The 13,699-nt window shown below is 59.0% G+C and carries 10 protein-coding genes and 4 tRNA genes; 6 read left to right on the plus strand and 8 right to left on the minus strand.

Annotated features, from left to right (window positions below):
- Positions 1-23 precede the first annotated feature (23 nt).
- Entirely contained in the window at positions 24-443 is a 420-nt protein-coding gene (gene yfbV, locus ACZYTD_RS06500; RefSeq protein WP_463890449.1) for a terminus macrodomain insulation protein YfbV, read from the minus strand.
- 271 nt (positions 444-714) lie between these two features.
- On the opposite strand from yfbV, the gene ACZYTD_RS06505 reads away from it, so the two are divergent.
- The 3 genes from ACZYTD_RS06505 (at position 715) to ACZYTD_RS06515 (ending at position 5,419) form a co-directional block, all read left to right on the plus strand.
- Positions 715-1,914, plus strand: coding sequence for an acetate kinase (locus ACZYTD_RS06505; protein WP_463890451.1), 1,200 nt, complete (start codon positions 715-717; stop codon positions 1,912-1,914).
- Positions 1,915-2,011: 97 nt separating this feature from the next.
- Positions 2,012-4,180, plus strand: a complete 2,169-nt coding sequence (gene pta / locus ACZYTD_RS06510; protein WP_463890549.1) for a phosphate acetyltransferase — start codon at positions 2,012-2,014, stop codon at positions 4,178-4,180.
- A gap of 309 nt (positions 4,181-4,489) precedes the next feature.
- Positions 4,490-5,419: a TIGR01777 family oxidoreductase gene (locus ACZYTD_RS06515; RefSeq protein WP_463890453.1), complete on the plus strand. Its 930-nt coding sequence runs from the start codon at positions 4,490-4,492 to the stop codon at positions 5,417-5,419.
- A gap of 34 nt (positions 5,420-5,453) precedes the next feature.
- On the opposite strand, the gene ACZYTD_RS06520 is transcribed toward ACZYTD_RS06515, so the two are convergent.
- Entirely contained in the window at positions 5,454-7,934 is a 2,481-nt protein-coding gene (locus ACZYTD_RS06520; RefSeq protein WP_463890455.1) for an ABC transporter permease, read from the minus strand.
- Entirely contained in the window at positions 7,931-8,626 is a 696-nt protein-coding gene (locus ACZYTD_RS06525; RefSeq protein WP_463890457.1) for an ABC transporter ATP-binding protein, read from the minus strand. Before ACZYTD_RS06525 ends, ACZYTD_RS06520 begins: the two co-directional genes overlap by 4 nt.
- Here ACZYTD_RS06525 and ACZYTD_RS06530 point away from each other — a divergent pair.
- The 3 genes from ACZYTD_RS06530 (at position 8,625) to ACZYTD_RS06540 (ending at position 11,503) form a co-directional block, all read left to right on the plus strand.
- A complete protein-coding gene (locus ACZYTD_RS06530; protein ID WP_463890459.1) occupies positions 8,625-9,248 on the plus strand; it encodes an arylesterase in 624 nt (207 codons plus the stop codon). The genes ACZYTD_RS06525 and ACZYTD_RS06530 overlap by 2 nt on opposite strands.
- A 120-nt stretch (positions 9,249-9,368) precedes the next feature.
- Positions 9,369-10,064: a response regulator gene (locus ACZYTD_RS06535; protein WP_463890461.1), complete on the plus strand. Its 696-nt coding sequence runs from the start codon at positions 9,369-9,371 to the stop codon at positions 10,062-10,064.
- Positions 10,061-11,503, plus strand: a complete 1,443-nt coding sequence (locus ACZYTD_RS06540) for a HAMP domain-containing sensor histidine kinase (RefSeq protein WP_463890463.1) — start codon at positions 10,061-10,063, stop codon at positions 11,501-11,503. Before ACZYTD_RS06535 ends, ACZYTD_RS06540 begins: the two co-directional genes overlap by 4 nt.
- 54 nt (positions 11,504-11,557) lie before the next feature.
- Here ACZYTD_RS06540 and ACZYTD_RS06545 read toward each other — a convergent pair.
- From ACZYTD_RS06545 to gltX, 5 genes are all read right to left on the minus strand, one after another.
- Positions 11,558-11,633, minus strand: a tRNA-Ala gene (locus tag ACZYTD_RS06545).
- A 40-nt stretch (positions 11,634-11,673) separates the two neighbouring features.
- Positions 11,674-11,749, minus strand: a tRNA-Ala gene (locus ACZYTD_RS06550).
- A 45-nt stretch (positions 11,750-11,794) separates the two neighbouring features.
- Positions 11,795-11,870 (minus strand) — tRNA-Ala (locus tag ACZYTD_RS06555).
- A gap of 76 nt (positions 11,871-11,946) precedes the next feature.
- Positions 11,947-12,022: transfer RNA gene (locus tag ACZYTD_RS06560), tRNA-Ala, on the minus strand.
- A 246-nt stretch (positions 12,023-12,268) separates the two neighbouring features.
- Positions 12,269-13,678 (minus strand): glutamate--tRNA ligase, encoded by a 1,410-nt coding sequence (gltX, locus tag ACZYTD_RS06565; protein ID WP_463890465.1) that lies wholly within the window; start codon positions 13,676-13,678, stop codon positions 12,269-12,271.
- Between the last annotated feature and the right edge of the window lie 21 nt (positions 13,679-13,699).

Genomic DNA, 13,699 nt, shown 5'->3' on the forward strand with positions numbered 1-13,699 from the left:
GGGGCTTCCGTTAACAGTGCGTCTCAGTAGATAAAGGAGCGATCCAGGGTCTTGAAGGCCTGACTCAAGGTTTCCGCTAGTTCCAGATATCGAGGATTAGCTCGGCGCTGCCCCTGCCCCAGCTTCTGATTGATCTCCACATACCAGCGCGATAGGGAGGGTGGCAGCAGAGTCTCGGCTCTTTGCCCTAACCAGTAATAGCCCTGCAGCGGCAGACTCAACATGAAGAAGACGCTAGAGACCACCACGGGCCACAGCTCGGGCTTACCCCATTGCCACTGCAGTAACAGGCTCATCACCACCATGGCAGGCAGCACCCGCACCGCCCACTCCAGCGCCGAAATGACGCGATTTTCCGGGAACAGGGCCGCCAGCGATTTCTCTTTGGGCCACAGCTGCAGGTAGTGCTGCCCCATCTCTATCTTCTTTCGCCATAAAGTCATATCGACTACCTCCGTAGCAAATAACCACACTTTGAAAATGGTTACATGCTTCATAAAAAGATTTTTTGTTATTTTTATGCTTCCACTGTATTCTTTGGCCGCTTGATTATCCGGCACTCTCGCCTTGTCGAGCCTCGCAACTTAGAGGCTGAGCAGACGTCATAAGCCGGACGCTGCCAGCACCTTTAATGTAAGCATACGTTAACTCTGCTGGAAAAATACTCTTTCCAGCTAGTAAACCCGTTAAAAAGATAGATAGGATTTACTACGAATGAGCAGCAAGCTGGTTCTTGTACTTAACTGTGGCAGTTCATCGCTGAAATTTGCCGTAATTGACGCCGCTACCGGTGACGAAAAACTCTCAGGCCTGGCCGAGTGTCTGCATCTGGATGATGCCCGCATCAAGTGGAAGCAGGAGGGTCAGAAAGGCGCAGCCGATCTGGGCCCTGGCGCCGCTCACGAAGAAGCCATGCACTTCATCGTACATGAGATACTGGCAAAGAAACCTGAACTGAATGAGAACCTGTTTGCCATTGGCCATCGGGTGGTGCACGGCGGGGAACACTTTACCTCCTCCGTCATCATCACTGAGGCGGTGATCAAGGGGATCGAGGAGTGCATCACCCTGGCGCCGCTGCATAACCCGGCGCACTTGGTTGGCATCAAGGCCGCTCAACACGCCTTCCCCAAGCTACCCAACGTGGCCGTGTTCGATACCGCTTTCCATCAAACCATGCCGGAACATGCTTACCTGTACGCCTTGCCCTACAAGATGTACCAGCAGCAAGGTATCCGTCGCTATGGCATGCATGGCACCAGCCACTACTACATCAGCCTGCAAGCAGCTGAAGCATTAGGCAAGCCGGTGAACGAGTTGAATATCATCAATTGCCACTTGGGCAATGGTGGCTCGGTCTGCGCCATCAAGGATGGTCAGTCGGTAGATACCTCAATGGGCATGACCCCCTTGGAAGGTCTGGTGATGGGTACCCGCTGCGGCGATATCGATCCGGCCATTATTTTCCACCTGCATGATGCCCTGGGCATGAGCCTGGCCGACATCAACGCCATGCTGACCAAGGAATCCGGTTTGCTGGGTCTGACCGAGGTCACCAGTGACTGTCGCTTCGTAGAAGATAACTACGCAACCGAGCCCGCGGCCAAGCGCGCCATGGATCTCTACTGCTACCGCCTGGCCAAGACGATCGCCAGCTATGTGGCAGCCTTGGATGGTCGCCTGGATGCGGTGGTATTCACCGGTGGCATAGGTGAAAACTCAGCGCCGATCCGCGAGATGACCCTGAATCGTCTGGCCCTGCTGGGTTTCAAGGTCAATAATGAAGCCAATCTAAAGGCGCGCTTCGGCGGCCAAGGTATCATCACCGAGCCTGGCAGCACTGTGGCCATGGTGATCCCCACCAACGAGGAGTGGGTAATTGCTCATGATGCGCTGGAATTGGTGGAAGCCTGATTCAGACTAGGTAAAATAGAAAAGGCAGCCCTAGGGCTGCCTTTTCCTTAGCCAAAGCGTAAATCAATAAGGGGATACAAAAGTGGCACGCACTATCATGCTTATCCCGATTGGCTCCGGTGTTGGCGTCACCTCCGTGAGTCTCGGTATGGTCCGAGCGATGGAAAGACACGGTGTCAACGTCAGTTTCTTCAAACCGGTCGCTCAACCGAAACCCGCACACTCAGGCCCAGAAGCCTCAACTGCCGTCATCCGTGCCGGCTCCAACATCACCCCTCCCGAACCGCTCTCCCTCCACTATGCAGAAAACATGATCTCCTCAGGTAACACAGCCGTGTTGCTCGAAGAGATAGTGGCGCTGTATGAGAATCATGTAAAAGAGAGTGGCGCCGAAGTGGTGGTGGTTGAAGGTCTGGTCCCTGTCGACAAGCAACCGTTTGCCAACAAGCTCAACTACGACATCGCCAGCGCCCTGGATGCCGACATGGTTTTTGTTACCCATCCTGGTAACGATTCCAGCCAGAAGCTCAAGGAACGCATTGAGCTCGCCTGCTCCAATTTTGGTGGTGTCCACAACAAGCGCATCGTGGGCTGCATCATCAACAAGGTGGGTGCCCCGGTCGATGAACACGGCATCACCCGCCCCGATCTGACCGAGATGTTCGAGGCACACCACAGCACAGGCGAGCTGGCCAACAACCTGGAAGTGCTACAATTCTTCGGCAAGAGCCCGCTGCGCATCCTGGGTTGCATCCCCTGGAATACTCAGCTGATCGCGCCGCGCGCCAAGGATCTGGCTCACCACCTGAATGCCCATATCCTCAACCGTGGCGAACTGGATCAGCGTCGTCTGCACCAGGTCACCTTCTGCGCCCGCTCCATCCATAACATGGTGGAACATTTCCGTCCCGGCAGCCTGCTGGTCACCTCGGGCGATCGCTCCGATGTGATCGTCTCCGCCTGCCTGGCCGCCATGAATGGCGTCAAACTGGGTGCCCTGCTGCTGACGGGTAACTATCATCCGGAGCCGCAGGTGATGGCCCTGTGTCAACAGGCCATGCAGACCGGCCTGCCCATCATGATGATCGATACCAACACCTGGCAGACCGCGGTCAGCCTGCAGAATTTCAACGTGGAAATTCCCGCTGACGATATCGAACGCATCGAGCTGGTGCAGGACTATGTGGCTGGCCACATCGACAAACACTGGCTGGAATCCCTGACCGCGGCCTCCAGTCGCTCACGTCGCCTGAGCCCGCCCGCTTTCCGTTATCAGCTCACCGAGCTGGCGCGCAACGCTAACAAACGCATCGTGCTGCCAGAAGGGGATGAGCCACGCACAGTCAAGGCCGCCGCCATCTGCGCCGAGCGTGGCATTGCCCGCCCTGTGCTGCTGGGCAATCCGGACGAGATCCGCCGCGTTGCCGAGCAACAGGGTGTGGTGCTGAACGACCGGGTCGAGATCATAGATCCGATCGCCGCCCGTGAGCGCTATGTGCCGCGCCTGGTAGAGCTGCGCAAAGCCAAGGGGATCACCGAAGTGGTTGCCCGCGAACAGCTGGAAGACAATGTGGTGCTAGCCACCATGATGCTGGAGCGCAACGAGGTGGATGGTCTGGTTTCTGGTGCGGTACACACCACAGCCAACACCATTCGTCCACCGCTGCAGATCATCAAGACGGCGCCCGGTTCCTCCCTGGTCTCCTCGGTCTTCTTCATGCTGCTGCCGGATCAGGTGCTGGTCTACGGTGACTGTGCCATCAACCCGGATCCGAACGCCGAACAACTGGCCGAAATCGCCATCCAGTCTGCCGACTCTGCCACAGCCTTCGGTATCGATCCGCGCGTCGCCATGATCTCCTACTCCACCGGCACCTCAGGTACCGGCGCCGATGTAGACAAGGTGCGTGAAGCGACCCGTCTGGCCAAAGAGAAGCGTCCCGATCTGATCATTGACGGTCCGCTGCAGTACGACGCGGCCATCATGGCTGACGTGGCACTCTCCAAGGCGCCGAACTCGCCGGTAGCGGGTCAAGCCACCGTATTCATCTTCCCGGATCTGAATACCGGCAACACCACCTATAAGGCAGTGCAGCGTTCTGCGGATCTGGTCTCCATCGGCCCCATGCTGCAAGGCATGCGCAAGCCGGTCAATGACCTCTCCCGCGGTGCCCTGGTGGACGACATTGTCTACACCATAGCCCTGACCGCCATCCAAGCCGAGCAGGCCATTCAAGCCGAATTGGCCACTCACACCCAAGGGTGAGCGCCTGACGGCGCTGGATAAATCCAGGTAAGGGAGCTTCGGCTCCCTTTTTTATATGCATTTTCACCGATCCCAAGCCCCTGCCTTGCCAATTCCCACAACCTGCACTACGCCTAGGCTAGCGCCATCTATCAGCAAGAAGTGCAGCAGTAATCTACACACTTATCCCCAAAAATTGTGGATAAGATCATAAAAGTGTCATGGTGCCAATTAGCAACCTTCGATCCACCTCAGCAGAGAGGCTCAGGCAAGGATCATTATGCCAATGAGAGCTAGACTCAAAGAAATAACTGATCCCAGGAGATGGCCATGAGAGTGCTGATCACCGGAGCCACAGGGTTTATCGGTCACCATCTGATCCAGGCATTGAGCAAGGAGCATACCCTCACCGCCCTGAGCCGGGACTGCAACCGTGCCTCCCATCGATTGGGGCAACAGGTCTCCTTATGCGCCACCCTGGATGAGCTGGATAATCTGGATGCTTTCGATGCCATCATCAATCTGGCGGGTGAGCCGATTGCCAACAAGCGCTGGAGCAAGAACCAGAAGCAACGCATCTGTGAAAGCCGCTGGCATTTGACAGAGGGGCTGCTGGAGCGACTGCGTCACTGCAGCAACCCGCCCAAGGTGTGGCTCAATGCCTCGGCCATTGGCTTCTATGGTCGCCAGGGCGAACAGGTGATAGATGAGAGCTGCACCCAAGTGCATAACGAGTTCAGCCATGAGGTGTGTCGCCGCTGGGAAGAGCTGGCACGGGAAGCCAAGGAGTATGGTTGCCGGGTCTGTATCCTGCGTATTGGCATGGTACTGGGAGCCGATGGTGGCGCCCTGGCCAAGATGCTGCCGGCTTATCGTCTGGGGCTAGGCGGCCCGCTGGGATCGGGGCAGCAGATGGTCTCCTGGATTGCCATGGAGGATCTGATTGCCAGCATCCTCTTCTTGCTGGAACACGAAGAGTGTCAGGGTATCTACAACGCCACCGCCCCGCACGCCATCAGCAATGAGGAGTTTTCTCTGCAACTGGCCAGGAGCCTGCAACGCCCGCACTTGGTGCGCAGCCCCGCCTGGCTGTTGCGCCTCTTGCTGGGCGAGATGGCCGATCTGCTGCTCTATGGTCAGAATGTCTATCCCAAGCGCCTGCTGGAAGCCGGCTTTCGCTTCCGCTATACCGAGCTGGTCACCGCGCTCAAACACCAGTTGCACAACGGTCATAAGCCCGTGCATTTTCCCGAAATGTAACGACGCGAGCCAGGCCAAGGGCGTGGGTTGCAGGCTAACGCAGATGCCGGATCAGCACTGAGTGCAACAATCTGTGCATAGGCGCCCTGGCCGCCAGCCAGACCAGCAGAGCACCCAGCACCGGCAACCCCAACCACAACAGAGGGTGCGGTTGCCAGGTGAGTTCACTCCATTGCTGCTGTAACAACAGCATGATTAGCTCCGAGCAAAAGGCGGCAGTCAGCCCGGCCAGTAGCCCCGTGGCCAGCAACTCCCAGCGCAAGGCCCGCTGCAGCAACTGGGCGCTGGCGCCCAGGGTGCGCATCAGCACCAATTCCTGCCAACGTCGACTCATATCCGCCTGCACCTGGGTAAAGAGCACCAGCACGGCCGCCAGGGTGACCAGGGAGAGCATCAACGCCAAGGCCCGGCTGACCTGCTCCAGCACCCGCTGCAGACGCAACATTATGCTGTCAGTGTCAATAAGGGTGACGGCCGGAAACCGGCGAACCAGCTCGACTTCCAGCTGTTTCTCCCCCTGGGGAATGCGCAAACTGACCATCCAGCTCGCCGGGTAGTGAGCCAGCAGATCCGGTGAGAAGATCATAAAGAAGTTGGGCTGCAAATCTTCCCAGTTCACCTTGCGCAAGGAGGTGACCCGAGCCGTAAGCGGCTCGCCGCCCAGGCTAAAACGCAGCTCATCACCCAGTTTGATCCCCAGCCGCTCAGCCACCCCCTGCTCCACTGACACCTCACCCCGACTCTGGCTATGCCACCACAAACCGGCCACCAGCGTATTGTGAGCCGGAGCCTGGGCCTGCCAGGTCATGGTGAGCTCCCGGTTTACCCCCTCTCGCCCCCTCTCGCCTTCGGCTTGCGCCACGGCCTCCCCGGCTATGTGCGTCAAGCGACCACGAATGACAGGATAGAGTCGGGAATGGCTGATCTTGTGGCTAGCCAGTAGCTGCTCCAGTGCAGGCTTATCCTGTTGAGCCAGATTAATGAGAAAACGATTGGGCAGATCGGCGGCCAGAGTGGCATCAAACCCCGCCAAGATGGCCGCTCTACTGGCCCAGAGCACCCCCAGCAGCAGGAGCACCAGCGCTATGGTGGAGAGTTGGCTCAAACTCTGCCAGCGGGCGCGCCGCAGATGCGTCAGGGCCAACCCCAAGGCACTCCCTATTCTGGGCTTAGGCCACAGCCATAACAACAGATAAGCCAGGGCTCCCAGCAACAGCAAGAGTAATAGACACCCCAGCAACAATCCCAGGCTCAACCGCGCATCACCGGTAAAACGCCAGGCCAGAAGCAGGCTGCCCACCAACACCAGGGGCAAACTCAACCAGGCGGGAATGACAGAGCCCAGCTCCTGACGCAACACCCGCAGCGCGGGCATGGTGAGCAGGCGGCCAAAGGGCACCAGGCAGAGCAACAGGGTGATGAAGCCGCTCATCCCCAAGCCCACGAAAAACGGCTGCCAGGAGGGTGGCGGCAACTCGGCGGGCAGCAGATCGCCCAGCAGAGGAATAAAGGCCAGATGCAGCAGGTAACCCACCAGCCCCCCCAGTAGCAATGCGACTACCATCAGCAAGCCGAGCAACCCCAGCAACCAAGCCCAGAGCTGGCGGCGGCTGGCCCCCAGCGTTTTGAGGAGGGCCAACTGAGGGCCATAGCGTTCGGCAAAATGGCTCATGGCCACTTGCATGGCCAGCCCCCCCAACAACAGACCGATCAGGGTTGCCAGACGGAAGAAGCGCTCACTGCGCTCCAGTTGTCGCGAGCGCAGCTCGCTCTCTTGCCCCGGCTTGAGCAACCGCTCACCTGGTAACTTACTGGCGAGCAATTGACGATCTAGCTCTCCCAGTGGGCGTGAAGCGCCACGGAACAGATAGCGGTATTCGATACGACTACCCGGCAGTATCACCTGGGCCTGGACCAAGTCATCCAGATGCATCAGGGCGTGAGGGGCCAGCATAAAGGGCGAGAAGCCCTCATCCGGCTCCTGCAACAACTCACCGGCGACCCGGAGCCGGGTTGCGCCCAGCTCAAGTTCGCTGCCAATCCGGGCCTGTAGCAGGGCCATCAAACGGGGGGCAAGCCAGATCTCTCCCGGCCGCACCGTCTGCTGGGGAGCCAACTTTAACACCCCATAGAAGGGATACCCCCCGGCAACGGCCTTGACACTGGCCAGTTGCATGGCGTCGCCGACAAACAGCATGGAGTTGAAACTGATGGTCTGGGTCATGGCCACGCCTGGCGGCAAGCTGCTCACTCGGGTCGCGGCCAAGGGGGCATTACTTTGCAGCACCCGATCGGCGGCCAAAAACTCCCGCCCCCCCAACGCCAGGGCCTGCTGCAAGCGATCGGCCAATAGCGAGATACAGAGTATGCTCGCCACACACAACGCCAGCGCCAACACAAAACCACGCAACGAGCCGTGAACCCCCTCCTGCCAGGCTAGACGCCTTGCCAGGGGCCAAAGTCCGAACCCTGGCTGGTTCGAAACGTGGCCAGCAACCTTAGCCCCAGGTTTCATGCCCCGTCTCCCCCGCTGGCAGCCACCAGTTGCCCAGAGTCCAGCTGCAGACGCCGTCCGCAGCGGCTGGCCAGCCGGGCATCATGGGTGACAATGAGCAGCGTCGTGCCGTGCTCCTGGTTCAAGCGAAACAGCAGATCCGCCACCCGTTCGCCAGTATGGCTGTCCAGATTACCGGTGGGCTCATCGGCCAGCAGCAGCGCGGGCTGACCCATGAAGGCGCGGGCGATAGCCACTCGCTGCTGCTCACCCCCTGAGAGCTGGGCCGGATGATGATGTAACCGCTCCGCCAGCCCCACCTGCTCGAGCAGGGAGAGGGCCAACGCCCGCGTCCTGGGCAAACCGGCTATCTCCCCCGGCAACATCACATTCTCCAGGGCGGTGAGCCCTGGCAGCAGCAGGAAAGATTGAAAGATGAAGCCAATTTTCTGGGCCCGCAGCCTGGCGCGCCCCTCCTCATCCAACTGCTCCAGCGCTATGCCAGCCAATCGAATGGTGCCCTCACTGGGTAGATCCAACCCCGCCAGCAGACCCAGTAGCGTCGATTTGCCCGACCCCGAGGCACCCAGCAGCGCCACGGTTTCACCCGCCTTGACATCCAGGTTGATCCCCTGAAGTATGGTCAACTCTTCCGCGCCCAGGGTCACCCGCTGGGTGAGCTGCTCCACTACTATCATCGAAGGTTCTGTCATGGCCCGGATCCTCTGTCTGTTTGCAATCCTGTTTATCACGCAACTGCATGCTACCACCCTGCTGGTCTACGGCGACAGTTTAAGCGCGGGTTATCAACTCGCTACCGGGCAAAGCTGGCCCGCCCTGCTGCAACAGCGGTGGCAAAAGGAAAAACCGGAGTTGCAACTGATCAATGCCAGCATCAGTGGTGAAACCACCCAGGGCGGGCTTGAGCGCTTGCCCCAGGCACTCAGCCACCATAAGCCCGATGCCGTGCTCATTGAGCTCGGGGCCAACGATGGACTGCGTGGCTTGTCACCCGAATTGACCCGACAAAATCTGGAGCAGATGGTGGCGCAAATTCACCAGGCGGGAGCCAAACCGCTACTGATGCAGATCCGTCTGCCGCGCAACTATGGCCCGCGCTATATTCAGCTATTTGAAGCTATCTATCCCCAGTTGGCCCAGCAACAAAAGATCCCGCTGCTCCCCTTCCTGCTCGAGCCGCTGGTCGGACAGCCGGAACTCTTCCTGCCAGATGGTATTCACCCCAATGCCCAAGGCCAACAGCAGCTGGTCAAGCAGTTGTCCCCCTTGCTGACCAACGAGATCCTGTCCGCAAAAAAGTCCCCTAAAATGTAAAGATAGGTAAAAGCCGACCGGTCACCGGGCCGCGACTTGTCCCGCCTCAGGCAAACCGTATCATGAGCCCTAGCCCGGCATGAGCCGGGGTGCGGTTGTTGTCATAGGGGAGTTGTTACCATGATCCGAGTCTTGCTGGTTGATGATGATGTGGAGCTGTGTCACCTGCAGGCTGACTATCTGCAGAGTGAGGGGTTCTTCGTACACCAGTGCCATAACGGAGCCAGCGGCCTGACGGCCGCCCTGTCCGGCGAGCACGATATTCTGCTGCTGGATCAGATGTTGCCCCAAATGAGTGGCTCCGAGCTACTACGCCGCCTGCGTCAACAGAGTAACCTGCCGGTGCTGATGCTGACCGCCAAGGGCGATGATGTGGACAGGATACTGGGGCTGGAGATAGGTGCCGATGATTATGTGGCCAAACCCTGTACCCCCCGGGAGCTGGTCGCCCGTATTCGAGCCATTTTGCGTCGCAGCGCCCCGGGTAAACTCGGCACCCCGAGTCACGACGAGTTCAAGATTGGCGCCTTGACACTCAGCTCCTCACGGCGGCTGGCCTATTGGCAGGATCAGCGGCTGGATCTGACCAGCACCGAATTCAACCTGCTGGAAAATCTCTGCCGGCATGCAGGCCAATCCCTGAGCAAGGCGCAACTCTCCGAGCAGGTGCTCGGTCGCCCCTTGACCCGCTACGATCGCAGCCTGGATGTCCACATCAGCAACTTGCGCCAGAAATTGGGGGAACGGGCCGATGGCCGTAGCCCCATCGAAACCATACGCGGCATCGGCTACCAACTGCTCGGAGAGGAGGCATGAGCCTGTTTTGGCGCATTCTCTGCGGCTTCTGGTTATCTCTGCTCTTGATGGGGCTGGGAGCCGGAGCTGTGGTCATGCTCTACAACGAGGCCAAGCTGCGTAACCCCGAGCAGTTGGCCCAGGACAAACGGGTCGGCTTCATACTGGATAACCTGGCCCGGGATCTGCGCCTGGCTGACGCCAAGGTGGTCATAGGGCAGTGGCAGCGCCACGATCTCGGCCCCCGGCGCCCCCCCATATTCACCGCACCGCCCGGACAGCCGGATCCGGCTAGCTTGGCACCCGCCCCTGCAACCATGCCCAACCCCGGCAGTAGGCCAGACCCGGGGCCATTCCAGACCTTACCGTTGATGGTGACACCACAAGGCATTGACCTGCTTGGGCGCCCTGTTCCCTCACAGGCATGGCGTGATGCCCAACATCTGGCCCGCGAACAGGCCGATGACCCTCACGCGACGGTGCGCCATGTCATCACAGCCGATGGCCAGCCGCTGCTGCTGTTTATCCTCAACAATATGGTCGATCAAGAGCATTTCCTGCTGTTTGATATCCTGGATACCCCCCTCCTCCTGCCGCTGTGCGCCCTGCTCTCCAGTCTGCTCTTCAGTGCCCTATTGGCGCGCTCTCTGGTGCGACCAATCCAGATATTGCGGGATGGCCTGCACCAGGTAGCCGAAGGGGATTTCCAGATCGAGGTGAGTGCCCAGATGGGGGCCAGGCGCGATGAATTGGGCGAATTGGGCCGCGATGCCGATCGCATGGCCCGGCAACTTGGGCAGCTGATGAGCTCCCAAAAGCGGCTGCTCAATGATATCTCCCATGATCTGCGCTCCCCTTTGGCCCGCCTGCAGGTGGCCATAGGGTTAGCTCGGCAGAAACCTGAGCGCATGCAGGAGATGCTGGATCGATTGGAGTATGAGGCTGGACGACTGGATAACATGATAGGCGAGGTGTTGACCCTGGCCCGTCTGGAGTCGGGAGTTCCCTACACCCAGGGTGACTATCTGGATTTGGTCGCCCTACTGCAGAGTCTGGTAGAGGATGCCCGCTTCGAAAGCAGCGGCCACAGCATCAGCCTGGAGCTGGATCAACTGCACGAGGTCGTGCTGCCTTGCCGCGGTGAGTTATTGTGGCGTGCGTTCGATAACCTGCTGCGCAACGCCCTGCAACATACGCCGGCCGGTGCTTGCGTCACGCTGGCGCTCTCCGCCGATGACAAGGGGTGCCGGATCCAGATCCAGGATACAGGCCCAGGAGTACCACCCGAATTGCTCGGCGAAATCTTTGAACCCTTCCACCATGCCGATGATACCCGAGGCCATGGCCTGGGGCTGGCCATAGCCAAGCGAGCCATTGAGGCCCATGGCGGCACTATCGCCGCCGAGAATGCGCCCCAAGGTGGCCTGCTCATCACAGTCACGCTGCCACGCCCCGCCTGAGCCGAGTTTGCGGACAAAAGAAAAAGCCCGTCACGAGGACGGGCTTTCTTGATTTGGTGGAGCTACGCGGGATCGAACCGCGGACCTCTTGCATGCCATGCAAGCGCTCTCCCAGCTGAGCTATAACCCCAAATCAGAGGTTCAGATGTCAAAGACACCGGACTGGAAAGTGGTGGAGCTACGCGGGATCGAACCGCGGACCTCTTGCATGCCATGCAAGCGCTCTCCCAGCTGAGCTATAACCCCACAAAGGTGTTGCTGTCAAATGCCTAAGCATCTGCCTGGAATATTTGGTGGAGCTACGCGGGATCGAACCGCGGACCTCTTGCATGCCATGCAAGCGCTCTCCCAGCTGAGCTATAACCCCACAACTTGGCTACCAAGGTAGCATGTTGCTTGCCGTTTAAGGTGCGGCACACCTTATCAGAATAACAGGAGTTTAATGGTGGAGCTACGCGGGATCGAACCGCGGACCTCTTGCATGCCATGCAAGCGCTCTCCCAGCTGAGCTATAACCCCACAACTCTTACCGCAGCACGGTAATTTGTCTTCTGATAGCTGGTTGCCGTCGAGTGGCTAACCCGACGAGCGAGGCGCATATTAGGCAGCAGACCGAAAGCTGTCAACAAAAAAATGTAGCTAGCTGCATCAGTCGCGCAACATATGTGCAGTGGCAGGCAGTCGGCTCGATAGCTAACCCGCGGCACCAAAGAAAAACCCCGGCCTGCTGGGCCGGGGTCTTAACTAACTCACTGGAAAGTCAGCTTATTCGCTCTGGCTGGCCAACAGGGCCAAGACCCGGTCCAGACGAGCCAGCACGCGCTCACGCCCCACCAGCTGCATTACGGCATCGATGGAGGGCGACTGGCCCAGACCGGTCACCGCAACCCGCAGCGGCATCCCCACCTTGCCCATCCCCAGCCCCAGCTCATCGGCTGTGCTCTGAATAACATGGTGCAGCGACGCCACGTCCCACTCGCCAAGCACGGCCAGCTTGTCGCGGATCACAGCCAACGGCTCGCGGGCGGCGGCCTTAAGATGCTTCTTGGCGGCGGCCTCATCTATGGCCTCATACTCCTCGTAGAAGTAGCGGCTCTGGCCTGCCAGCTCCACCAGGGTATGGCAGCGTTCGGCCAGCAGGGTAACAACGGCGCTCAACGCCGGACCATTGGCGTAATCAATCTTTTGATCCGCCATGTGCCACTCCAGGTGCTTGGCCACATAGCTTGCATCCAGAGTGCGGATATAGTGGTTGTTCAACCACTTGAGCTTATCGGTGTTGAAGGCTGAAGCCGACTTGCTGATGGCATCCAGGCTAAACAGTGAGATCATCTCGGCCATGCTGAAAATCTCCTGATCCCCGTGGGACCAGCCCAGGCGCACCAGGTAGTTGAGCAGCGCCTCGGGCAGATAACCATCATCCCGATACTGCATCACGCTCACAGCGCCATGGCGCTTGGAGAGCTTGGTACCATCGTCACCCAAGATCATGGAGACATGGGCAAACTCCGGCACCGGGGCACCCAGCGCCTGATAGATGTTGATCTGGCGGGGCGTGTTGTTGACATGGTCTTCACCACGCACCACATGGGTGATCTCCATGTCCCAGTCATCTATGACCACACAGAAGTTATAGGTGGGGGCGCCATCGGTGCGGCGGATGATGAGATCGTCCAGCTCGCTGTTGGCAAACTCGATGTGACCACGCACATGGTCATCAAAGGTCACCACGCCATCCTGCGGGTTACGGAAGCGAATGACACACGGCTCATCGGCCGCATGGGGCTCATGGCTATCGCGGCAACGACCGTCATAGCGCGGCTTATTGCCACTGGCCATCTGCTCTTCGCGCAACGCATCCAGGCGCTCACGGGAGCAGTAGCACTTGTAGGCACGACCATCGGCCAGCATCTCGTCGATCACCGCGTTATAGCGATCGAAACGCTTGGTCTGATAGTAAGGACCCTCCTCCCAGTTCAGACCCAACCAGTTCATCCCCTCTATGATGGCGTCTATGGCCTCCTGAGTTGAACGCTCCAGATCCGTATCTTCAATACGCAGGACAAACTCGCCCTGATGATGACGGGAAAAGAGCCAGGAGTAGAGAGCGGTACGAGCCCCGCCCACATGCAGGAAACCAGTGGGGCTGGGGGCAAAACGGGTTTTGACTTTCATGCTTGATGCCTTGTTTCAAAT

The organism is Pseudaeromonas sp. HNCC25DJ180 (assembly GCF_055413345.1).